Annotated in this window: 21 protein-coding genes; 17 read left to right on the top strand and 4 right to left on the bottom strand. The window is 49.7% G+C overall.

The window, feature by feature from the left end:
* The first annotated feature begins 96 nt into the window (after window positions 1-96).
* From rssA to galU, 3 genes are all read left to right on the top strand, one after another.
* Complete coding sequence (gene rssA, locus AC07RN_RS07065) at window positions 97-999, top strand: patatin-like phospholipase RssA (protein ID WP_478335969.1); 903 nt, start codon at window positions 97-99, stop codon at window positions 997-999.
* Window positions 1000-1091: 92 nt separating this feature from the next.
* Complete coding sequence (gene rssB, locus AC07RN_RS07060; protein WP_012017691.1) at window positions 1092-2105, top strand: two-component system response regulator RssB; 1014 nt, start codon at window positions 1092-1094, stop codon at window positions 2103-2105.
* Between the two features lie 197 nt (window positions 2106-2302).
* Window positions 2303-3211, top strand: a complete 909-nt coding sequence (gene galU, locus AC07RN_RS07055) for a UTP--glucose-1-phosphate uridylyltransferase GalU (RefSeq protein ID WP_012017690.1) — start codon at window positions 2303-2305, stop codon at window positions 3209-3211.
* Window positions 3212-3411: 200 nt separating this feature from the next.
* On the opposite strand, the gene hns is transcribed toward galU, so the two are convergent.
* Window positions 3412-3825, bottom strand: coding sequence for a histone-like nucleoid-structuring protein H-NS (gene hns / locus AC07RN_RS07050; protein ID WP_012017689.1), 414 nt, complete (start codon window positions 3823-3825; stop codon window positions 3412-3414).
* A gap of 548 nt (window positions 3826-4373) precedes the next feature.
* Between hns and tdk the strand changes: the two genes are divergently transcribed.
* Window positions 4374-4988 carry a thymidine kinase gene (tdk, locus tag AC07RN_RS07045; RefSeq protein WP_012017688.1) on the top strand — a complete coding sequence of 205 codons (615 nt, stop codon included), beginning with the start codon at window positions 4374-4376 and terminating at the stop codon, window positions 4986-4988.
* Between the two features lie 83 nt (window positions 4989-5071).
* Here the strand turns inward: tdk and adhE are convergent, their stop codons facing one another.
* Window positions 5072-7747: a bifunctional acetaldehyde-CoA/alcohol dehydrogenase gene (gene adhE / locus AC07RN_RS07040; RefSeq protein WP_478335968.1), complete on the bottom strand. Its 2676-nt coding sequence runs from the start codon at window positions 7745-7747 to the stop codon at window positions 5072-5074.
* A gap of 487 nt (window positions 7748-8234) precedes the next feature.
* Between adhE and AC07RN_RS07035 the strand changes: the two genes are divergently transcribed.
* The 7 genes from AC07RN_RS07035 (at window position 8235) to AC07RN_RS07005 (ending at window position 16167) form a co-directional block, all read left to right on the top strand.
* Entirely contained in the window at window positions 8235-8882 is a 648-nt protein-coding gene (locus tag AC07RN_RS07035) for a YchE family NAAT transporter (RefSeq protein WP_012017686.1), read from the top strand.
* 772 nt (window positions 8883-9654) lie between these two features.
* Entirely contained in the window at window positions 9655-11289 is a 1635-nt protein-coding gene (gene oppA / locus AC07RN_RS07030) for an oligopeptide ABC transporter substrate-binding protein OppA (RefSeq protein WP_449554539.1), read from the top strand.
* A 124-nt stretch (window positions 11290-11413) separates the two neighbouring features.
* Window positions 11414-12334, top strand: coding sequence for an oligopeptide ABC transporter permease OppB (gene oppB / locus AC07RN_RS07025; protein WP_012017684.1), 921 nt, complete (start codon window positions 11414-11416; stop codon window positions 12332-12334).
* Window positions 12335-12348: 14 nt separating this feature from the next.
* Complete coding sequence (oppC, locus tag AC07RN_RS07020; protein ID WP_133630126.1) at window positions 12349-13257, top strand: oligopeptide ABC transporter permease OppC; 909 nt, start codon at window positions 12349-12351, stop codon at window positions 13255-13257.
* Between the two features lie 11 nt (window positions 13258-13268).
* Window positions 13269-14282, top strand: a complete 1014-nt coding sequence (oppD, locus tag AC07RN_RS07015; RefSeq protein ID WP_012017682.1) for an ABC transporter ATP-binding protein — start codon at window positions 13269-13271, stop codon at window positions 14280-14282.
* Window positions 14279-15283 carry a murein tripeptide/oligopeptide ABC transporter ATP-binding protein OppF gene (oppF, locus tag AC07RN_RS07010; protein WP_133630128.1) on the top strand — a complete coding sequence of 335 codons (1005 nt, stop codon included), beginning with the start codon at window positions 14279-14281 and terminating at the stop codon, window positions 15281-15283. Before oppD ends, oppF begins: the two co-directional genes overlap by 4 nt.
* A gap of 47 nt (window positions 15284-15330) precedes the next feature.
* Window positions 15331-16167, top strand: coding sequence for an ion transporter (locus AC07RN_RS07005; RefSeq protein ID WP_041689674.1), 837 nt, complete (start codon window positions 15331-15333; stop codon window positions 16165-16167).
* A gap of 29 nt (window positions 16168-16196) precedes the next feature.
* Here AC07RN_RS07005 and AC07RN_RS07000 read toward each other — a convergent pair whose 3' ends face one another.
* Together AC07RN_RS07000 and cls are read right to left on the bottom strand one after the other, a co-directional pair.
* On the bottom strand, window positions 16197-16526 hold the full coding sequence (locus AC07RN_RS07000; RefSeq protein ID WP_012017679.1) for an HI1450 family dsDNA-mimic protein: 330 nt from the start codon (window positions 16524-16526) through the stop codon (window positions 16197-16199).
* Window positions 16527-16560: 34 nt separating this feature from the next.
* Window positions 16561-18021, bottom strand: coding sequence for a cardiolipin synthase (gene cls / locus AC07RN_RS06995; RefSeq protein ID WP_012017678.1), 1461 nt, complete (start codon window positions 18019-18021; stop codon window positions 16561-16563).
* Window positions 18022-18164: 143 nt separating this feature from the next.
* Here cls and AC07RN_RS06990 point away from each other — a divergent pair, with 143 nt between their 5' ends.
* From AC07RN_RS06990 to AC07RN_RS06965, 6 genes are all read left to right on the top strand, one after another.
* Complete coding sequence (locus AC07RN_RS06990; RefSeq protein ID WP_012017677.1) at window positions 18165-18338, top strand: YciY family protein; 174 nt, start codon at window positions 18165-18167, stop codon at window positions 18336-18338.
* A 141-nt stretch (window positions 18339-18479) separates the two neighbouring features.
* Window positions 18480-18611: a KPN_01571 family protein gene (locus AC07RN_RS06985; protein WP_478335967.1), complete on the top strand. Its 132-nt coding sequence runs from the start codon at window positions 18480-18482 to the stop codon at window positions 18609-18611.
* 121 nt (window positions 18612-18732) lie between these two features.
* Window positions 18733-19368, top strand: a complete 636-nt coding sequence (leuE, locus tag AC07RN_RS06980) for a leucine efflux protein LeuE (RefSeq protein ID WP_235133419.1) — start codon at window positions 18733-18735, stop codon at window positions 19366-19368.
* A gap of 140 nt (window positions 19369-19508) precedes the next feature.
* Window positions 19509-20027 (top strand): DUF2569 domain-containing protein, encoded by a 519-nt coding sequence (locus tag AC07RN_RS06975; protein ID WP_012017675.1) that lies wholly within the window; start codon window positions 19509-19511, stop codon window positions 20025-20027.
* 175 nt (window positions 20028-20202) lie between these two features.
* Complete coding sequence (gene gcvA, locus AC07RN_RS06970) at window positions 20203-21108, top strand: transcriptional regulator GcvA (protein ID WP_478335966.1); 906 nt, start codon at window positions 20203-20205, stop codon at window positions 21106-21108.
* A 75-nt stretch (window positions 21109-21183) separates the two neighbouring features.
* Entirely contained in the window at window positions 21184-22011 is an 828-nt protein-coding gene (locus AC07RN_RS06965) for a DMT family transporter (RefSeq protein WP_478335965.1), read from the top strand.
* The last annotated feature ends 7 nt before the right edge of the window (window positions 22012-22018 follow it).

Here is a 22018-nt window from a genome sequence, read left to right as displayed (position 1 = left end):
TAAAGTAATGGCGTCTTAACGCCTGGACGGCACTATGTTAACTGAGCGGTAGCGATGACGCTACGCCGGGAATTCAGGGGAAGTGAAGCAGGGCTAATGAGAAAAGTAAAAATAGGTCTGGCGTTGGGCTCAGGTGCAGCGCGGGGCTGGTCACACATTGGTGTGATTAACGCATTAAAACGAATCGGCATCGACGTTGATCTTGTTGCAGGCTGCTCCATTGGTTCGTTGGTCGGAGCCGCCTACGCGTGCGACAAAATGCCAGAGCTGGAATCGTGGGTACGTTCGTTCAGCTATTGGGATGTTTTGCGTCTCATGGACCTGTCGTGGCAACGTGGTGGACTCCTGCGCGGCGAGCGCGTCTTTAATCGCTTTCGCGAAATCATGCCATTAGATAACTTCAGTCATTGCCAAATGCCGTTCGGCGCAGTGGCAACTAATCTCAGTACGGGCAGAGAATTGTGGTTCACCGAGGGTGATCTCCACCTGGCCGTGCGCGCGTCGTGTAGTATGCCGGGCTTGATGGCGCCGGTTCCTCATAACGGTTACTGGCTGGTCGATGGGGGCGTTGTCAATCCGGTTCCGATCTCTCTGACGCGCGCAATGGGCGCGGATATCGTGATTGCCGTGGATTTACAGCATGACGCCCATCTGATGCAGCAAGATTTAATGCCGATAAATGTTCAGAGCGAAGAGCCGGATATTGATAAACTCGTCTGGCATGCGCGCCTGCGAGAGCGCTTAGGGCGAATCGCCACACGTAAAACGGTCGCGGCGCCGACGGCGATGGAGATCATGACGACCTCAATCCAGGTGCTGGAAAATCGACTGAAGCGCAATCGAATGGCGGGCGATCCGCCGGACATTCTGATCCAACCTTTCTGTCCGCAAATCTCCACGCTCGATTTTCATCGCGCCGACGCTGCCATCGCCGCCGGTGCGTTAGCCGTCGAAAAGAAAATAGATGAGTTGCTACCTTTGGTGCGCACAACCGTATGAGCACCCGTATTTTGATGACTTCAGCAAATTCTGACAGGCGATAGCCACAATAGCGTGCCACTATTTACCTATTGTCAGGCAGGGGAGAGAACATGACACAGCCATTGACCGGAAAACACATTTTAATAGTTGAAGACGAGCCCGTTTTCCGTTCGCTGTTGGATTCGTGGTTATCCTCTTTGGGCGCGACCACGACACTGGCTACCGATGGTCAGGACGCCCTGGAAAAATTAGTCGACATGACGCCGGATCTGATGATTTGCGATATCGCCATGCCGCGTATGAACGGTCTGAAGCTGGTTGAGCATTTACGCAATGAAGGTGATCAAACCCCGATCCTGGTTATCTCGGCGACTGAAAACATGGCTGACATCGCGAAAGCGCTGCGCCTGGGCGTACAGGATGTCCTGCTCAAACCTGTCAAAGATCTGAACAGATTGCGGGAAACCGTGTTCGCTTGCCTTTATCCGAATATGTTTAATTCTCGCGTCGAAGAAGAGGAGCGTCTTTTCCAGGACTGGGATGCGCTGGTCAGTAATCCGCATGCCGCCGCGAAATTATTGCAGGAACTCCAGCCGCCTGTTCAGCAAAATATATCGCATTGTCGCGTTAATTACCGTCAGCTGGTTGCTGCAGATCAGCCTGGATTAGTGCTCGATATCGCGCCGCTCTCTGATACCGATCTCGCCTTTTATTGCCTGGATGTGACACGAGCCGGTGATAACGGGGTATTAGCTGCATTATTATTGCGTGCTCTGTTTAATGGTCTCTTGCAGGAACAACTTTCTCACCAGGGACAACGACTTCCTGAATTAGGGACGTTGCTTAAACAAGTTAACCATCTTTTCCGGCAGGCAAATTTGCCGGGACAATTTCCGCTGTTAGTCGGTTATTACCATAGCGAGTTGAAAAACCTTATCCTGGTCTCAGCAGGTCTTAACGCCACGCTTAATACCGGCGAGCATAATATCCAGGTCAGTAATGGTGTGCCGCTAGGCACCATGGGGACGACATATTTGAACCAAATAAGCCACCGCTGTTCATCATGGCAGTGTCAAATTTGGGGTGCGGGCGGGCGTTTGCGCTTAATGTTGTCCACGGAATAAGCAGTTGGATTTTATTCTTCAGATAGCTTTATCTTCGTTTTACTGGCAGTGCTACTATCGTTGCCAGTTTGATACGTATTTATCCTAATTGATCGGTAACGCGCCCTTTTCAGACCCGGATCACATTGCGAGACTGATATACTGAACGCGTTATTTATTGCATAAAGTTCAAAACTTGAACAGTTCAGGAGATTTCAATGGCTGCCCTAAATTCGAAAGTTACAAAGGCCGTTATCCCAGTAGCGGGATTGGGAACCAGGATGCTACCGGCTACTAAGGCCATTCCGAAAGAAATGCTGCCGTTGGTCGATAAACCATTAATCCAGTATGTCGTTAATGAGTGTATTGCCGCGGGTATTACGGAAATTGTATTGGTAACGCATTCGTCTAAAAACTCTATCGAAAACCATTTCGATACCAGTTTTGAACTTGAAGCCATGCTGGAAAAACGTGTCAAACGTCAGCTGCTGGAAGAGGTGCAATCTATTTGTCCGCCGCACGTCACCATTATGCAGGTGCGTCAGGGTCTGGCCAAAGGCCTGGGCCATGCAGTGCTGTGCGCGCATCCAGTTGTGGGTAATGAACCTGTCGCTGTTATCCTGCCAGACGTGATTCTGGACGAGTTCGAATCCGACCTGTCTCAGGACAACCTCGCAGAGATGATTAAACGCTTTGACGAAACCGGCAGCAGCCAAATCATGGTAGAGCCAGTTGCAGATGTGACGGCCTACGGTGTAGTTGACTGCAAAGGCGTTGAGCTGAAGCCGGGTGAAAGTGTGCCGATGGTAGGCGTCGTCGAGAAGCCAAAAGCAGACGTTGCACCGTCTAACCTCGCAGTGGTGGGACGCTATGTGCTGAGCGCAGAGATTTGGCCGCTGCTGGCGAAAACCCCTCCAGGAGCGGGTGATGAAATCCAGCTCACCGATGGCATTGATATGCTGATCGAGAAAGAGACGGTTGAGGCTTACCACATGAAAGGTAAGAGCCACGATTGCGGTAATAAACTCGGTTATATGCAGGCTTTCGTTGAATATGGTATCCGTCACAATTCACTGGGCGAAGAATTTAAAGCCTGGCTGAAAGATACGATGGGTATTAAAAACTAATCTGAGCACTCAGATGTATGTAGCCGGTATCAGTCACATGATATCGGCTTTTTTATGTCTGATAACGGGTATAAGCTGATTCTTAAGGAAGCATGAGGAATGGTGTGTGGCTATATAATCGGGTGTAAGCGGATGTATCGGTATAAATTACGGGCATAAAAAATCCCGTATTAAACGGGATTTTTCTGAAAGGCAGGGGATTAATCCTTGATCAGGAAATCATCCAGCTGTTTGCCTTGCTCTTCCATAGCTTTCTTGATTACTGCTGGCGTACGGCCTTGGCCAGTCCAGGTTTTAGTTTCACCGTTCTCGTCTACGTAGCTATATTTAGCTGGGCGAGTTGCACGTTTTGCTTTAGTGCTGGTTTTAGCAGCAGACATGCTGTTCAGTAATTCGTTTGGATCGATACCGTCGGCAATCAGCATTTCGCGGTATTGCTGAAGTTTACGAGTGCGTTCTTCGATTTCTGCAGCCGCAGCGCTCTCTTCTTCACGACGTTCAGTCACAACAACTTCTAATTTTTCCAGCATTTCTTCCAGCGTTTCGAGGGTGCATTCTCTTGCCTGCGCACGAAGAGTACGGATGTTGTTCAGAATTTTAAGTGCTTCGCTCATTTTAGTAATCTCAAACTTATAATGGGGGGTTTGTTGTCCTAATAATAGAGTGATAATTTAGGATGTGCAATAGGTGGGAATGTAAGGAATTCAAAAAATACATAATATCTGGCGCTAATATTAATTACGTTAACTTAAATTTCATTGTCAGGATGACGGGTTTGTTATCATCACTAATGGCATCAACCGTTCGGCAGCATGTTTCTTTAGTGACATTTCGGCAGGTGATTATAGTTACGGCGCATAAATATCAACCTTTTGTATTACCCCATCCGCAGGGGGGCTTATTGCAAGAATAGTTAATAAATATTGAATTTAGCTGTTCAACAATTCCATTATAAAAAGTCATGACTTACGCGGCTATAACCTCTCGCCTGACAAATGGAACATGAGATTACTGCATGTTTTAACATGTTATTTTGTTAATCACTCTTGAATGCTGACATTGCCCATGCGCCTGCTTTGTGGTTCGTCACACTGAAGATAAGGCAATTTATGGTACAATCATCCATCGGGAATATTACACATTGATTAGGGTTTAACGACCAATGGCACAACTTTATTTCTACTATTCCGCAATGAATGCAGGTAAGTCTACAGCGCTGCTGCAATCCTCTTATAATTATCAAGAAAGGGGTATGCGTTCGCTTGTATACACCGCCGAGATTGACGATCGCTTTGGTGCAGGGAAGGTGAGCTCACGTATCGGCCTGTCGTCTCCGGCAAAGCTCTTTAATAACGGAACCGACTTGCTTAGCGACATCCGCGCTGAGCATGCTCTCAAGCCGATTCATTGCGTTCTGGTAGATGAAAGTCAGTTTTTGACGCGTCAGCAGGTCCACGCTCTTTCAGAAGTCGTTGATGAACTCGATATTCCCGTCTTGTGCTACGGGTTGCGTACGGACTTTCGCGGAGAGCTGTTTATCGGCAGCCAGTATTTATTGGCCTGGTCAGACAAACTGGTCGAATTGAAAACGATTTGTTTCTGCGGCCGCAAAGCCAGCATGGTGCTTCGTCTTGATCATGAAGGGAAACCCTTCGCTGAGGGTGAACAGGTCGTCATAGGGGGCAACGAGCGCTATGTATCTGTGTGCCGTAAGCACTATAAAGAAGCGCTGGCGGTGGGGTCTCTTACAGCCCTCCTTGAAGAGAATCGTCATTAGACGTGATCATGCGTTTTTGCTGATGAATTTTTATCAGACATAAAAAAACCCGCCAATGGCGGGTTTTTTGTTTCAGCTATCAATTAAGCGTTTTTCTTCACTTTTTTGTCAGCTTTTACAGGTGCATCAATTTTCACTGCAGCTGTGTCGTTTTCGCTGAATTCGCGTCCGTAGAAAGTATCAAGCAGAATCTGTTTCAGCTCGGAGATCAATGGGTAACGCGGGTTAGCGCCAGTACATTGGTCATCGAATGCATCTTCAGACAGCTTATCAACATGTGCCAGGAAGTCCGCTTCCTGAACACCAGCTTCACGGATAGATTTAGGAATGCCCAGTTCAGCTTTAATGCTATCCAGCCATGCCAGCAGTTTCTCAATCTTCGCAGCAGTACGGTCACCAGGAGCACTCAGGCCAAGATGGTCAGCGATTTCTGCGTAGCGACGACGAGCCTGCGGACGGTCGTACTGGCTAAATGCTGTCTGCTTAGTCGGGTTGTCGTTAGCGTTATAACGGATAACGTTCGAAATCAGCAGGGCGTTCGCCAGACCGTGAGGAATGTGGAACTGAGAACCCAGTTTGTGGGCCATTGAGTGACACACACCCAGGAAGGCGTTAGCAAACGCGATACCCGCGATGGTTGCAGCGTTATGAACACGTTCACGCGCCACTGGGTTTTTAGAACCTTCGTTGTAAGACGCTGGCAGGTTTTCTTTCAGCAGTTTCAGCGCTTGCAGAGCCTGACCGTCAGAGAATTCACTCGCCAGTACAGAAACGTAAGCTTCCAGTGCGTGAGTGACTGCATCGAGACCACCGAATGCGCACAGTGATTTCGGCATATCCATCACCAGGTTGGCATCAACAATCGCCATATCTGGAGTCAGAGCGTAATCAGCCAGTGGGTATTTCTGACCCGTCGCATCATCAGTCACAACCGCAAACGGAGTCACTTCAGAACCGGTACCAGACGTGGTAGTGACAGCAATCATTTTTGCTTTCACGCCCATTTTCGGGAACTTGTAGATACGTTTACGGATGTCCATAAAGCGCAGTGCGAGTTCTTCGAAGTGCGTTTCTGGGTGTTCGTACATCACCCACATGATTTTAGCGGCGTCCATCGGGGAACCACCACCAAGTGCGATGATCACGTCTGGTTTGAAGGAGTTAGCCAGCTCTGCGCCTTTGCGAACAACAGTCAGGGTTGGGTCCGCTTCAACTTCAAAGAAGACTTCAGTCTCAACGCCAGCAGCTTTCAGAACAGAAGTGATCTGGTCTGCATAGCCGTTATTGAACAGGAAACGGTCAGTCACGATGAGCGCACGTTTGTGGCCATCAGTAATCACTTCATCCAGCGCGATTGGCAGTGAGCCACGGCGGAAGTAGATAGATTTCGGAAGTTTGTGCCACAACATGTTTTCAGCTCGCTTAGCAACGGTTTTCTTGTTGATCAGGTGCTTAGGACCAACGTTTTCAGAGATGGAGTTACCACCCCATGAACCACAACCCAGAGTCAGGGAAGGCGCGAGTTTAAAGTTATACAGGTCACCGATACCACCCTGAGATGCCGGGGTGTTGATCAGAATACGTGCGGTTTTCATTTTGTCGCCGAAGTACTTCACGCGCTCAGGCTGGTTGTCCTGGTCGGTATACAGGCAAGAGGTATGACCGATCCCGCCCATCTCAACCAGTTTTTCCGCCTTCATCACAGCGTCTTCGAAGCTCTTAGCACGGTACATGGCAAGAGTAGGGGACAGTTTTTCGTGAGCAAATGGCTCAGATTCATCAACAACGGTGACTTCACCAATTAAAATTTTGGTGTCAGAAGGAACCGTAAAGCCTGCCAGTTCTGCAATTTTAGCAGCCGGTTGACCAACGATTGCAGCGTTCAGCGCGCCATTTTTCAGAATGATATCCTGAACGGCCTTAAGTTCTTTACCCTGCAGCATGTAACCGCCGTGGGTAGCAAAACGCTCACGCACTGCGTTGTATGCAGAGTCAACAACGATAACTGACTGCTCTGACGCACAGATTACGCCGTTATCGAAGGTTTTAGACATCAGAATAGACGCAACAACACGTTTGATGTCGGCGGTTTCGTCAACGACAACAGGGGTGTTACCGGCGCCAACACCGATCGCAGGTTTACCGGAGCTGTATGCGGCCTTAACCATGCCTGGGCCACCAGTTGCCAGAATCATGTTGATATCTGGGTGGTGCATCAAAGCGTTGGACAGTTCAACAGAAGGCTGGTCAATCCAACCAATCAGATCTTTTGGTGCACCTGCTGCGATGGCTGCCTGCAGAACAATATCTGCCGCTTTGTTTGTCGCATCTTTAGCGCGTGGGTGTGGAGAGAAGATAATTGCGTTACGGGTCTTCAGGCTGATGAGTGATTTGAAGATGGCGGTAGAAGTCGGGTTGGTTGTCGGAACGATACCGCAAATAATGCCGATTGGCTCTGCGATAGTGATAGTACCGAACGTATGATCTTCATCCAGAACGCCACACGTCTTCTCATCTTTATAGGCGTTGTAGATATACTCTGAAGCGAAGTGGTTTTTGATCACTTTATCTTCAACGATACCCATGCCAGATTCGGCAACGGCCATTTTAGCGAGAGGGATTCGAGCATCTGCAGCAGCCAGTGCGGCTGCGCGGAAGATTTTATCAACCTGTTCTTGGGTGAAATTGGCATATTCACGCTGGGCCTTTTTGACGCGCTCAACGAGTGCGTTAAGTTCAGCGATATTAGTAACAGCCATAATGCTCTCCTGATAATGTTTAAACTCTTTTAGTAAACCAGCGCTCAATACGACACCAGTATAGCCGAGGTGTCAGTACTTGCTTTACACACAATAAAACAAAGGTTTACTGAGGTTCGCAATCAACTCTCCGGCACTAACTTACTAAAAGAGCCTGACTTTAGCATCATCCCTTTTTATGAGGCCCACTCCCTGTTGGTGTCATCAAGATTACTCACTTCTGAGTACGGAAAACATGATCTGAATCAATTTATACCGAAGCTGATACCTTTCAGCACGGGTATTTTGAGTAATCATATCAAGTGTTAAATAATTACAAAAGTAATGGAATCGAATATTCCATCAGTGACACATATACTTAACACATGAAATTCATAGCGTTTTGGAGCAGATTTCTGGTGAAGTATGCTGATAAAAAGCGTATCTTCAGCGCGGATTTACTCCCTTTAATTTATTGTTCGGGCCATGCTGATTTGCGGAGCTAATTGTGACCCCATTGCTCTTTGATTTTTCTACCTATTTCAAATTTTTTATTGGTTTGTTCGCACTCGTTAACCCGGTGGGGATCATCCCAGTATTCATTAGTATGACGAGCTACCAGACGGCGGTTGCCCGAAATAAAACTAACCTGACAGCCAACCTGTCCGTCGCCATCATATTGCTGACGTCACTTTTTCTTGGCGACTCGATTCTGCAAATCTTCGGCATCTCCATTGACTCCTTTCGTATCGCGGGTGGCATTCTGGTCGTGACGATTGCGATGTCGATGATCAGCGGCAAATTGGGTGAAGACAAACAGAACAAGCAGGAAAAATCAGAATCCGCAGTTCGCGAAAGCATAGGCGTCGTTCCACTTGCACTTCCTTTAATGGCGGGGCCGGGTGCGATCAGTTCCACTATCGTCTGGGGCACGCGCTATCATAATCTGGTGCATTTGATCGGTTTTTCGATCGCTATTGCGCTTTTTGCGCTGTGTTGTTGGGGCGTGTTTCGCATTGCTCCCTGGCTTGTACGTTTACTGGGGCAAACCGGTATCAACGTAATTACCCGAATTATGGGCCTGTTGCTGATGGCGTTGGGAATCGAATTCATTGTGACGGGGCTGAAAAGTATTTTCCCGGGCCTGGTGAATTAATCATTTCATATGAAAGGGCGGAGCCAGTGGCTCCGTTTTTTTTCGTTATTATCAGCAAATCATATAAATAAAGTTGAAATCTTCACAAGAAATAATAATTTCCGCTAATAAATCACTTTCTTTACATTTCAGTAACTTAGTTGTTTCCCTCCCTTTTCTCTGCACACAAACCGCGCAAACAGTCTGTTATTTTAATCACATGATACTCTGGGGCTTGCTGTGAGATAACTGAAATGTTATTAGTAATTTCAACATTCCCCTAGATGAATGTGCTAAATAATAACCAGTTGTTAAATTTTTGTACAAATACGAGTCGATGATAGCGCAGCGAAGCGCGACGAGAGATGAATCTCGCTATCACATTGAATGTTCTATGTTTTCAATGTGTCTGTAGTACGGCAAGGCTGCCCTCACCGAAAACCCCATCGTAGTAAAAGAGAATTGCTTAACAAATTTGCAAAATGTATTGGCGCGAAATTAAGCCATTTGGTACTTTCCGGCCTTATATTTTGCTCCAGTATTCCTGTAGATGAGAATGATTTTCAAATATAACGCTCATCTCAGCCTGATATCACACGTCTCAAAACAGGGGAGGCGTGTCAGGAATCGACGCAAGATGGCCACACGAGTCATCAGCAATAAGTAAAGTCGGTGATAGCAAGAAGTAAACGACCTGACAGCAGCTGAACTCCTGCGTTGTTCAGGGCCCCTCAGGGGAATTAAACAGGCTGGTTATAAAACCAGTAATTATAATGAGTGGAGTATCAACACAATGTCCATCATCACAAAAAAAAATCTGATTGCCGCGGGAATTTTCACTGCGCTAATCGCGGGTAATATGGCAATGGCTGCCGAAGTGCCTGCCGGAATTACACTGGCAGAAAAGCAAACCATGATTCGTAACAACGGTGCAGAGCCACAGTCTCTTGACCCGAACAAAATCGAAGGCGTTCCGGAAGCTAACATCAGCCGCGACCTGTTTGAAGGCCTGCTGATTACCTCAACGAAAGACGGTCACCCAATCCCAGGTGTGGCTGAAAGCTGGGATAACAAAGACTTTAAAGTCTGGACATTCCACCTGCGTAAAGACGCAAAATGGTCCAACGGTGAACCTGTCACCGCACAAGATTTCGTGTATAGCTGGCAGCGTCTGGTTGATCCTAATACTGCGTCCCCGTATGCGAGCTATCCGCAATATGGTCACATCCTGAACGTTGATGAAATCATCGACGGCAAAAAGAAACCGTCTGAACTTGGCGTGAAAGCAGTTGACGACCACACTCTGGAAGTCACGCTGAGCGAACCGGTTCCGTATTTCTACAAATTGCTGGTTAACCCGGCAATGTCCCCGGTCAATAAAGCCGCCATCGAAAAATTTGGCGAAAAATGGACTCAGCCTGCGAACATCGTGACCAACGGTGCGTATAAGCTGAAAGACTGGGTTGTTAACGAACGCATCGTGATGGAGCGTAATACCAACTACTGGGATAACGCCAAAACCATCGTGGATCAGATCACTTATCTGCCTATTTCTTCAGAAGTCACTGACGTTAACCGCTACCGCAGCGGTGAAATCGACATGACCTATAACAACCTGCCGATTGAACTCTTCCAGAAACTGAAGAAAGAGATCCCGACAGAAGTTCACGTCGATCCGTATCTGTGTACTTATTACTATGAAATCAACAACCAGAAAGCACCGTTCAACGACGCGCGCGTTCGTACCGCGCTGAAGCTGGGTCTTGATCGCGATATCATCGTGAACAAAGTGAAAGCGCAGGGCGATCTGCCTGCTTTCGGTTATACCCCCCCATATGCTGACGGCGCGAAACTTACCAAACCTGAGTGGTTCACCTGGACTCAGGAAAAACGTAACGAAGAAGCTAAAAAACTGCTGGCTGAAGCGGGCTACACCGCTGACAAACCACTGAAATTTGACCTGTTGTATAACACGTCAGATCTGCACAAAAAACTGGCGATCGCTGCGTCATCCATCTGGAAGAAAAACCTGGGTGTTGACGTGAAGCTGGTTAACCAGGAGTGGAAAACCTTCCTGGATACCCGTCATCAGGGCAACTATGACGTGGCACGTGCAGGCTGGTGTGCGGATTACAACGAACCAACATCCTTCCTGAACACGATGCTTTCTGACAGCTCGATGAACACCGCGCACTATAAGAGCCCGGCGTTTGACGCGATCATGAAAGAGTCTCTGAAAGCCACCGACGAAGCACAGCGTTCCGCTCAGTACGACAAAGCGGAGCAGCAGTTGGGTAAAGACTCTGCGATTGTACCGGTTTACTACTATGTGAACGCGCGTCTGGTGAAACCTTGGGTTGGCGGTTATACCGGCAAAGACCCGATGGACAACATCTACACCAAAGATCTGTACATCATTAAGCATTAATGGCAATCCGTGGGGCAAAGCAATTTGCCCCACTGTGTCTTAACTCATCGCACTAACTACACGGCATCATTCATTTCGAATTGAGTGAGCATGTGTAAAAGGCACACGCCAGAAGGTACGGGCAATGTTGAAATTTATCTTACGTCGCTGTCTTGAAGCGATACCGACGCTCTTTATTCTTATTACTATTTCGTTCTTCATGATGCGACTCGCCCCGGGTAGTCCGTTTACCAGTGAGCGCGCGCTGCCGCCAGAAGTGATGGCGAACATCGAAGCCAAATACCATTTAAACGATCCCATCTCTACCCAGTACTTCAATTATTTGAAGCAGCTGGCGCAGGGTGATTTTGGACCGTCATTCAAATACAAAGACTATTCCGTAAACGACCTGGTGGCTGCAAGCTTCCCCGTTTCGGCTAAATTAGGCGCTGCGGCCTTTATTCTCGCCGTTGTTCTTGGCGTCAGCGCAGGGGTTATCGCTGCGCTCAAACAAAATACCAAATGGGATTATTCAGTGATGGGGATAGCAATGACCGGGGTCGTTATACCCAGTTTCGTTGTTGCGCCGTTGCTGGTGATGGTGTTTGCCATAACGCTGAAATGGCTGCCCGGAGGCGGCTGGAACGGCGGGGCACCGAAGTACATGATTTTGCCGATGGTGGCATTATCGCTGGCATACATTGCCAGTATCGCGCGTATCACCCGTGGTTCGATGATTGAAGTGTTGCACTCAAACTTCATTCGTACCGCGCGCGCTAAAGGCTTGCCGATGCATCGCATTGTGCTTCGCCACGCGTTAAAACCTGCGCTGCTGCCTGTACTCTCGTACATGGGGCCTGCGTTTGTCGGGATTATCACCGGCTCTATGGTTATCGAGACTATCTATGGCCTGCCGGGTATCGGCCAGCTGTTCGTGAATGGCGCGTTGAACCGTGACTATTCGTTAGTACTGAGCCTGACGATTCTCGTCGGCGCGCTGACGATCCTCTTTAACGCCGTTGTCGATGTGCTGTATGCCGTTATCGACCCGAAAATTCGCTACTAGCACTGGAGTACGCCATGATGTTGAGTAATAAAAACAGCGAGGCGCTGGAAAACTTCAGTGAGAAACTCGAAGTCGAAGGGCGCAGCCTATGGCAGGACGCCCGCCGTCGCTTTATGCACAACCGTGCAGCGGTCGCCAGCCTGGTGGTCCTGATCTTTATCGCATTATTTGTTACGTTCGCCCCCGTATTGTCGCAGTTTACTTACTTCGATACCGACTGGGGCATGATGTCCAGTGCGCCTGATATGACGTCTGGACACTATTTCGGTACCGACTCATCCGGACGCGATCTGCTGGTGCGTGTGGCGATCGGTGGACGTATCTCCTTGATGGTCGGTATCGCCGCCGCGCTGGTGGCGGTTATTGTCGGCACGCTTTACGGCTCTCTTTCCGGCTATCTGGGCGGCAAAGTCGACTCCGTGATGATGCGTTTGCTGGAGATCCTGAACTCCTTCCCGTTCATGTTCTTTGTTATTTTGCTGGTCACTTTCTTCGGACAAAACATCCTGCTGATCTTCGTGGCAATCGGGATGGTGTCCTGGCTGGACATGGCGCGTATTGTGCGTGGCCAGACGTTGAGCCTGAAGCGCAAAGAATTTATTGAAGCGGCGCAGGTTGGCGGTGTTTCCGTCGGTGGGATCGTGGTACGCCACATCGTTCCGAACGTGCTGGGTGTCGTCGTGGTTTACGCCTCTTTGCTGGTACCAAGCATGATTCTGTTTGAATCTTTCCTGAGCTTCCTCGGGTTGGGTACACAAGAGCCGCTGAGTAGTTGGGGTGCACTGCTGAGTGATGGCGCGAACTCAATGGAAGTTTCTCCTTGGCTGCTGCTGTTCCCGGCTGGTTTCCTGGTGGTTACCCTGTTTTGTTTCAACTTTATCGGCGATGGCTTACGTGATGCCCTCGACCCGAAAGACCGTTAAGGAGTGCCGCCATGACTATTATTGAAACGGCAACCGCGCCACAAGCGCAACGTCAGCAAAATGTCCTGCTGGACGTCAAAGATTTACGCGTCACCTTTCAAACGCCCGATGGCGATGTAACGGCCGTAAACGATCTGAACTTTGATCTGCGTGCTGGCGAGACGCTGGGTATCGTGGGTGAGTCTGGCTCCGGTAAATCGCAAACTGCCTTTGCGCTGATGGGCCTTCTGGCACAAAACGGCCGTATCGGCGGGACCGCGACCTTTAACGGTAAAAACATTCTGAACCTGCCGGAGCATGAGCTGAACAAGCTACGTGCCGAGCAGATTTCGATGATTTTCCAGGACCCGATGACCTCGCTGAACCCGTACATGCGCGTGGGTGAGCAACTGATGGAAGTCCTCATGCTGCACAAAGGCATGAACAAAGCCGAAGCGTTTGAAGAGTCGGTAAAAATGTTAGATGCAGTGAAAATGCCGGAAGCGCGTAAGCGTATGCGCATGTATCCGCATGAATTTTCAGGCGGTATGCGTCAACGTGTGATGATCGCGATGGCGTTGCTCTGTCGTCCTAAATTGCTGATTGCCGATGAGCCGACCACCGCGCTTGACGTCACCGTGCAGGCGCAGATCATGACGTTGCTGAATGAACTCAAAGACGAGTTCAACACGGCGATTATCATGATCACCCATGACCTGGGTGTGGTCGCGGGTATCTGCGACAAGGTGCTGGTGATGTATGCCGGCCGTACCATGGAATACGGTAAGGCGCGCGATGTTTTCTATCATCCCGCGCACCCGTATTCTATTGGTCTGTTGAATGCGGTTCCGCGTCTCGATGCGGAAGGTGAATCTCTGCTGACGATTCCAGGCAACCCACCAAACCTGCTGCGTCTGCCGAAAGGCTGTCCGTTCCAGCCACGCTGTCCGCATGCGATGGAAATCTGTAACAGCGCTCCGCCGCTGGAAGAGTTTGCGCCAGGCCGTCTGCGCGCCTGCTTTAAGCCGTACGAGGAGCTGGTATGAACGCGATAGATGAAAAAAGAAATGTGCTGCTCGAAATTGCCGACCTGAAAGTTCATTTTGACATCAAGGACGGTAAGCAGTGGTTCTGGCAACCATCCAAAACCCTCAAAGCGGTAGACGGTGTCACGCTGCGCCTTTACGAAGGCGAAACCTTGGGTGTCGTTGGGGAATCGGGGTGCGGTAAGTCGACGTTTGCTCGCGCCATCATCGGCCTTGTTAAAGCCACTGAAGGTAAAGTGGCGTGGCTGGGCAAGGATCTGCTGGGCATGAAGCCGGACGAGTGGCGCGAAGTGCGTAGCGACATCCAGATGATTTTCCAGGATCCGCTGGCATCCCTTAACCCGCGTATGACGATTGGGGAGATTATCGCGGAACCCCTGCGTACTTATCATCCCAAGATGTCCCGCCAGGAAGCACGTGACCGTGTGAAAGCGATGATGATGAAAGTAGGGCTGTTGCCTAACCTCATCAACCGCTACCCGCACGAGTTTTCCGGTGGTCAGTGTCAGCGTATTGGTATTGCGCGTGCGTTGATTCTGGAACCTAAGCTGATTATTTGCGACGAGCCGGTTTCCGCGCTGGATGTTTCTATTCAGGCGCAGGTGGTTAACCTGCTGCAAAAATTACAGCGCGAAATGGGGCTGTCGTTGATCTTCATCGCGCACGACCTGGCGGTGGTTAAACACATTTCAGATCGTGTTCTGGTGATGTATCTGGGCCATGCGGTAGAGCTGGGGACCTACGATGAGGTTTACCACAATCCGCTGCACCCTTACACCAAAGCGTTGATGTCCGCAGTGCCGGTTCCCGATCCTGATCTGGAAAAAAATAAAAAAATTCAGCTGCTGGAAGGCGAGTTGCCCTCACCGATAAATCCGCCGTCAGGCTGTGTATTCCGTACGCGCTGCCCGCTGGCTGGACCGGAATGTGCACAAACCCGGCCAGTACTTGAAGGAAGTTTCCGCCACGCGGTTTCCTGCCTGAAAGTAGACCCGTTATAATCGCAAGGGCTGACATGATGTCAGCCCTTAATTTTTGCGAGGTTATCGTGTCGCTATCCGTTTCTTCAGTTCGTCGTCGGATGTTCCGCCTGCTATTCGATCAAAATACCCGCTCAGGTCGTCATTTCGAAGGATTGTGCGGACTGTTTGCGCTACTCAGCGTTCTCATCATATTTATTGAGTCAGGTCTGGGCACGCAATATCACCTGACGATGGATGAGTGGCATCTCTTTGTCTGGCTGGAACTTTTCGTTACGCTGGTTTTTACCCTTGAGTATTTGCTACGGGTTTTCAGCTGGCCCAATCCGGCGAAATATGTCTTTAGCTTTTGGGGCATTATCGATCTGGCGACCATTTTGCCGCTCTACGTGATGTGGCTGTGGCCTGAAATTAGCGTCGATTATGTTTTTGCCTGGCGGGCAATGCGCGCCATACGCGTGCTGCGCGTCCTGAAGTTGCTGCGTCTAATGCCGTCATTGCGTGTGTTCTGGAAGGCGATATTTAGCGCCCGGCATCAGTTAATTCTGTTCTATTCGTTTATTGCCATTGTGATGATTGTATTTGGCGCGCTGATGTATCTGATAGAAGGACCCAAATATGGATTCACCACGCTGAATGCATCCGTTTATTGGGCGATCGTCACGGTGACGACGGTAGGGTATGGCGATATTACACCGCATACGCCGCTTGGGAGAATTGTGGCGTCAGTGCTCATTTTGATTGGTTATTCCGTGATAGCCATTCCTACCGGTCTTATCACTACGCACATGAGCGCCGCATTTCAGAATCGGCAACAGCAGCGCAAATGCCCTCAGTGTCAACAGGCGAACCATGAGCACAGTGCGAGATTTTGTAATCACTGCGGGACAAAATTAGCGGATTAAATAAAAAAGGCTGCATTCGCAGCCTTTTGTTATTCACGCCAGAGGATATGGCACAGTTTGTGATCTTTTTCCCGGCACAGCAGGACGCGGGCAAAAATATCATTGATTTCGCCGCCGTCGGTCTCCGCAAGACCAATCACTACCTCGGCAAAAAAGTCCGGGTTGAGGTCGAAATCGACATGTTCACTCCAGTCTTCGGACGGGTCGAATAACTCGGCGCCGCCGCGCTCTTCAAACTGCAAATTAAAGAGGATAACGTCCGCGGGATCGAGATTATCCATCGCCAGTTCGAGGAAAATATCGTAGGCCTGCTCAAGCGTTTCGTCTTCAGTAAGACGATTATTCAGATCCATTTCCATGATGACTACCTGTTAAAACATCGTTGGGCACGTTTTACAGCAACGGGCTAAAGAAGTAAAACAGTCGTTCGGTGATCCGCTGCCACAAAGGCCGCTTGACCCACAAACTGGCGTCCAGCAAGCGCGAGCGGGAGATGTAATCATCCTGAACGGCCGCCAAATCGCCACCAAAGCCCGCATCGTCAATCACCAGCGTAATCTCAAAGTTCAGCCATAGACTCCGCATATCCAGATTCACGGTCCCGACCAGACTGAGTTCTCCATCCACCAGCACGCTTTTAGTGTGCAGCAGTCCACCCTCAAACTGATAGATTTTCACCCCTGCGGCCAGAAGCTCAGTAAAGAATGCGCGGCTGGCCCATCCCACCAGTACCGAGTCGTTTTTTCGCGGCATGATAATGCTGACATCGACACCGCGCTGGGCGGCGGTACAAATCGCATGGAGCAGGTCATCGCTCGGCACAAAGTAGGGCGTGGTCATGATCAGATATTCACGCGCAGAATAGGCCGCAGTGAGCAACGCCTGATGAATCAAATCCTCCGGGAAACCAGGACCGGAAGCGATGGTGTGAATGGTATGCCCGCTTTCCTGCTCGAACGGCATGATATTGGCATCGGGCGGTGGCGGCAAAATGCGTTTACCGGTTTCAATTTCCCAGTCGCAGGAATACACAATACCCATTGCAGTAGCGACGGGGCCTTCCATACGCGCCATTAAATCGATCCACTGTCCCACGCCTGAATCTTGTTTGAAGAAGCGCGGATCAACCATATTCATGCTGCCGGTATAAGCAATATAGTTGTCGATCATGATCATTTTGCGGTGCTGGCGTAAATCCATACGACGCAAAAACACGCGCAGTAAATTCACCTTTAACGCTTCGACGACTTCAATACCCGCGTTGCGCATCATCCCAGCCCAGGGGCTGCGGAAGAAAGCCACACTCCCTGCAGAATCGAGCATCAACCGGCAATGAATACCCCGACGTGACGCCGCCATCAGCGATTCAGCAACTTGATCCGCCATCCCACCCGGCTGCCAGATGTAGAAAACCATTTCGATATTATGGCGAGCGAGTTGGATATCGCGAATCAGCGCCTGCATAACGTCTTCAGAGGTCGTCAACAACTGCAGCTGGTTGCCTTTCACGCCCGCAATTCCCTGACGCCGCTCGCACAGTTTGAACAATGAAGACGCCACGCTGCTATTTTCTTCGGCAAAAATGTGCTTGCAGGATTTCAGGTCGTTTAACCATTTTGCGGTCGACGGCCACATAGCGCGGGCACGCTCAGCGCGGCGCTTACCCAGATGCAATTCACCAAATGAAAGATACGCAATAATCCCCACCAGCGGCAGGATGTAGATAATCAGTAGCCAGGCCATGGCAGAGGGAACAGCTCGGCGTTTCATCAGGATGCGAAGCGTCACACCTGCGATCAGCAGCCAGTATCCCAGAATGACCAGCCAACTCACCACGGTGTAGAAGGTTGTCATAATTTAAAAATCCTTTTGAAAGCGTATTGTTATGAGTGTACGCATCAGAATTGATCTGGCAAATAAAAAGGACGGCTAAAAGCGCTGGTTTGCCGCGACCAAGGGTTTATAATGGCGTTTCTGTTAAGGAAAGAGTTTTAACCATGAAGCGCAGTAGAACAGAAGTAGGGCGCTGGCGTATGTTGCGACAAACGAGCCGCCGCAAGGCTCGCTGGCTGGAAGCTCAATCCCGCCGCAATATGCGTATTCACGCTATCAGGAAATGTGGGCTAAGCCGTCACCGTAATGCACTGGTGTTCGCTGTCCGCGATCTCTGAGTTCCCTGAAGGCACCTTTTTTGGTGCCTGATGTTTTTTTAGACCATCAGCGCCTGAGCGCGTACTATTTTGCTTCCCGCTTGTTAAATCCTCATCCTGCTGCGGTATGATGTGCGGCGATTTACGCTATGAATAAGAAAAATGAATCCTTTCCTTTGGGTATTAATAGCCATTTTAGCCGTAGATGCATTAAGGGGATATTTAGGGCTCTCGTCACTCACGCAGCTAGGGCAATTTATTTACGCTCTTTTTATGCATTGGGTGATGCTTTAAGGACAGACGGTACTGATGCCAGCAAAGGTTGGCGAACGTCAAAATGACACGCATAGCGCGTTCACGGTCTTCGGTTCTCTTCGCCACCCCGTGACGCGCTATTTTTAAAAAGGAGCAGGTTGTGTTTGCGGAGTTTGGTGTACTGAATTTTTGGACCTACGTTGTTGGCGCTTTCTTTATTGTTCTCGTTCCTGGCCCCAATACCTTATTTGTTCTCAAAACCGGCATAGGTCACGGCGTCAAAAAAGGCTATCTGGCCGCTACGGGCGTATTTATCGGCGATGCCGTATTGATGTTTCTGGCGTGGGCCGGCGTGGCGGCACTCATTCAAACCACACCCGTGCTATTCAATATTGTCCGTTATCTTGGCGCACTTTATCTGCTGTGGCTCGGTGGCAAAATGCTTTGGTCGGTCATCATGCGCAAAAACAGCGCTCAGGCTGGAGGGGCTGAACCGTCCAGTACGATCCTGAAGCGTTCGCTGGTATTGAGTTTGACCAATCCCAAGGCCATTTTGTTTTACGTCTCGTTTTTCGTGCAGTTCATTGATGTCAGCGCGACAAATACAGGCACCTCTTTCCTGATCCTCGCAACGACCTTAGAACTGATCAGCTTCATGTACATGAGCTTCTTGATTTTCTCTGGGGCATTTGTGACGCGCTATCTCAAGACGAAAAAGAAACTGGCGAAGCTGGGAAATGGGTTGATAGGGCTGTTGTTTGTGGGGTTTGCTGCACGACTGGCATCGCTACACTGAGGAAACTTATGCCTGCGATGCGACGAGCGTAATAGTGCTCAAGATTGCGCCTGTATTAGCCGATATCTATTCGCACCTACTTTATCGACTCTGGAATCAAGCTGTGCCGTTAAGAGCCAGCGTGCGAACAAGGAAAAATAATGACCGATACCGCTTTCAAATGGACGTGCATCAAGTGTGATAAGACCATTCCACAGGACCAGGAATACTGTCCTGAATGTGAGGAAAAACGGTACCGCAAAATTGGCGGTTTGCTGTTCCTGCCATTTCTGAATATGTTACTCATTTCTTATAGTTATTTCACTTCAATGGCCTTTACATTAAAGGCCAGCATCGACACGCTAGGTTATCTTTCGCTGCCGCAATCAACCTATCTGTTTATTTGTGCGGGGTTAAATTTTATTGTTTTGCTTTACATTATCTATGTTGCATCACTCTTTTTGCGCAAAAAGAAAGAGCTTCCGCTGGCGTACAGTGTGTTGCTTGTCGCTGGTATCGTCATCATGTTGATTGACCGGGGAATCGGGCGATACCTGTTCCCACAGATTGCCCTGGACTTTAATCAGATCATGCCCATTGTTACCCACACAATTTACGCCTGCATCTGGATACCTTATTTCCGTTACTCTGTCCGTGCTAAGAAGACCTTCATTCGTTAATCGAACCGAGTCTTAAAATTTCTATGGCTGCCATATTCACCGGCAGCCATTTTTTATTTGTGGTGAAACATCTCAGCGTAATATCCGCGTAGATGGCAACCACTCTTACGCTTTCTTTTGAAGGGGAGTCGGCATATCGTGTCATGAGTCTGAGTTCATTCACAGGAAAAGACAGATGCGAGACATTCCTCCCACAGCCATGCTACGTGCGTTTGAAGTCGCTACCCGCCATCCCACGTTTACCTCCTCTGCCACAGAGCTGTTCATCACGCAGAGTGCGGTCAGCCATCAGTTAAAAAATCTTGAAGAATTATGGGGACTGCAGCTCTTTCAGCGCGGTAAAACTCTCACACTGACGCCTGCTGGCGCCGCGCTCGCGCCTATCGTCCGTGAGTTCTTCAGCAAGCTGGAAACTTCATTAGCCGACCTTCGCGAACAAAAAAGTCGTGTTCGATTACGTGTAAGCACCACCTATTCCTTTGCGCTGAAGTGGCTGCTACCACGTCTTCCCGAGTTAACGCGGCTGCATCCTGAGATTCTGGTTACGCTTGAAAGCACCGACAGGGCCATTCATTTCACCAACTCGGATTCCGATGTGGCGATCCGCTTTGGTCACGGCAATTACCCCGTGCTGCACTCGGAATTTATGTTTCGCGAGCAGCTATTTCCGGTTGCCAGTCCGGCATTATTACAACGTTTTGGAACACCCCATGACCCGGCTGAGCTGCTGCGTTATCCGCTTCTGACGCGCGACGGTGCGGATCTGGTTCCGAAATGGGACTCCTGGTTTGAACTGGCGGGCATACAGACGGATGCGTTGCATGAAAGCGTCCGCTTCGCCGACACCAATATGACGATTGAAGCCGCGTTGCTGGGACAGGGCATTGCGTTAGCGCGCAGCGGACACGTTGAAAAAGAGATCAAGGAGGGCAGTCTGGTCAGGTTGTTTAATGTGAGTTTCCCATCGCCCGCTGCCTATTATTTTGTCTGCCCAAGAGGCATCGAAACCCAGCCGCACATTATGAAATTCTGCTCCTGGCTTATGGCAGAATCACATCAGGCGCAGCTCAGTTATACCTGAGGCATGAGTTTTAACTCATGATCGGATGACGACACTTCACTTTTAAAATAGGCATAGGTTGCTTAGCATCACCCTATGCCAAGCCATATTGTTTTCCTGACGCTGTTCGCCGCTCTGCTGCATGCCAGCTGGAATACCCTGCTACGCGGGGCGACTGACCGGTTATGGTCGATGACCATCATGTGTGTGGCGATTGCCGTGACCAGCGCCGTAATCGCACTGTTAGTGCCACTGCCATCCACAGCCAGTTGGAAGTACATGTTTGTTTCGGCGTTGCTGCATGTGGGCTATAACCTGTGTCTGATACGCAGCTATCAGAGCGGGGATCTTGGGCAATCCTATCCGATTGCGCGCGGTTGCTCTCCGCTCCTGGTGGCATGCGCGGCGGCACTCTTCGCCGGTGAAAAAATTGAATTGAACACGCTTGGCGGAATCACGCTGGTGTCCTGCGGTATTCTGATGCTCGCCATGAAGGGCTACAAACTGGCGATGCCGGACCTGAAATATGCGCTGGCAACCGGTGCTTTCATCGCGGCGTATAGCGTGGTGGACGGGATAGGCGTGCGATTGTCCGGAAATGCGCTCTCATACACCGCGTGGATGAGCACCTTATGGGGAGGGCTGATGCCTGCACTCTATATCGCCTTACGCGACAGCAGAAGTTTGTTGCGTTGGCGGCCAGGTTTACCTCGCGCAGCGATTGGGGGCCTTGTTTCGCTTCTGGCGTACGGGATCATTATCTACGCCATGCAGGGCGCCCCGATGGGCACTGTCTCAGCTTTGCGTGAAACCAGTGTGCTTTTTGCCGCCGTATTAGGCTACTTATTCCTGGGCGAATCGCTAACGTTAAGAAAAACGCTTGCGTGCATCGTCATCGCAACCGGCACGCTCATTATCGGTTAACTAGTTT

Source organism: Lelliottia sp. GFLA7, assembly GCF_056490165.1.
Note: the sequence above shows the minus strand (reverse complement) of the source record. Positions and strands in the feature narration are given on the sequence as shown.

Coding starts and splice junctions, on each gene's coding strand:
- adhE (WP_478335968.1), bottom strand. CDS start 7,747: ATGGCTGTTACTAATATCGCTGAACTTAACGCACTCGTTGAGCGCGTC.
- hns (WP_012017689.1), bottom strand. CDS start 3,825: ATGAGCGAAGCACTTAAAATTCTGAACAACATCCGTACTCTTCGTGCG.
- oppC (WP_133630126.1), top strand. CDS start 12,349: ATGATGTTGAGTAATAAAAACAGCGAGGCGCTGGAAAACTTCAGTGAG.
- oppD (WP_012017682.1), top strand. CDS start 13,269: ATGACTATTATTGAAACGGCAACCGCGCCACAAGCGCAACGTCAGCAA.
- rssB (WP_012017691.1), top strand. CDS start 1,092: ATGACACAGCCATTGACCGGAAAACACATTTTAATAGTTGAAGACGAG.
- rssA (WP_478335969.1), top strand. CDS start 97: ATGAGAAAAGTAAAAATAGGTCTGGCGTTGGGCTCAGGTGCAGCGCGG.
- AC07RN_RS06975 (WP_012017675.1), top strand. CDS start 19,509: ATGACCGATACCGCTTTCAAATGGACGTGCATCAAGTGTGATAAGACC.
- AC07RN_RS06990 (WP_012017677.1), top strand. CDS start 18,165: ATGAAGCGCAGTAGAACAGAAGTAGGGCGCTGGCGTATGTTGCGACAA.
- tdk (WP_012017688.1), top strand. CDS start 4,374: ATGGCACAACTTTATTTCTACTATTCCGCAATGAATGCAGGTAAGTCT.
- AC07RN_RS06985 (WP_478335967.1), top strand. CDS start 18,480: ATGAATCCTTTCCTTTGGGTATTAATAGCCATTTTAGCCGTAGATGCA.
- oppA (WP_449554539.1), top strand. CDS start 9,655: ATGTCCATCATCACAAAAAAAAATCTGATTGCCGCGGGAATTTTCACT.
- AC07RN_RS07000 (WP_012017679.1), bottom strand. CDS start 16,526: ATGGAAATGGATCTGAATAATCGTCTTACTGAAGACGAAACGCTTGAG.
- oppB (WP_012017684.1), top strand. CDS start 11,414: ATGTTGAAATTTATCTTACGTCGCTGTCTTGAAGCGATACCGACGCTC.
- oppF (WP_133630128.1), top strand. CDS start 14,279: ATGAACGCGATAGATGAAAAAAGAAATGTGCTGCTCGAAATTGCCGAC.
- AC07RN_RS06965 (WP_478335965.1), top strand. CDS start 21,184: ATGCCAAGCCATATTGTTTTCCTGACGCTGTTCGCCGCTCTGCTGCAT.
- cls (WP_012017678.1), bottom strand. CDS start 18,021: ATGACAACCTTCTACACCGTGGTGAGTTGGCTGGTCATTCTGGGATAC.
- gcvA (WP_478335966.1), top strand. CDS start 20,203: ATGCGAGACATTCCTCCCACAGCCATGCTACGTGCGTTTGAAGTCGCT.
- galU (WP_012017690.1), top strand. CDS start 2,303: ATGGCTGCCCTAAATTCGAAAGTTACAAAGGCCGTTATCCCAGTAGCG.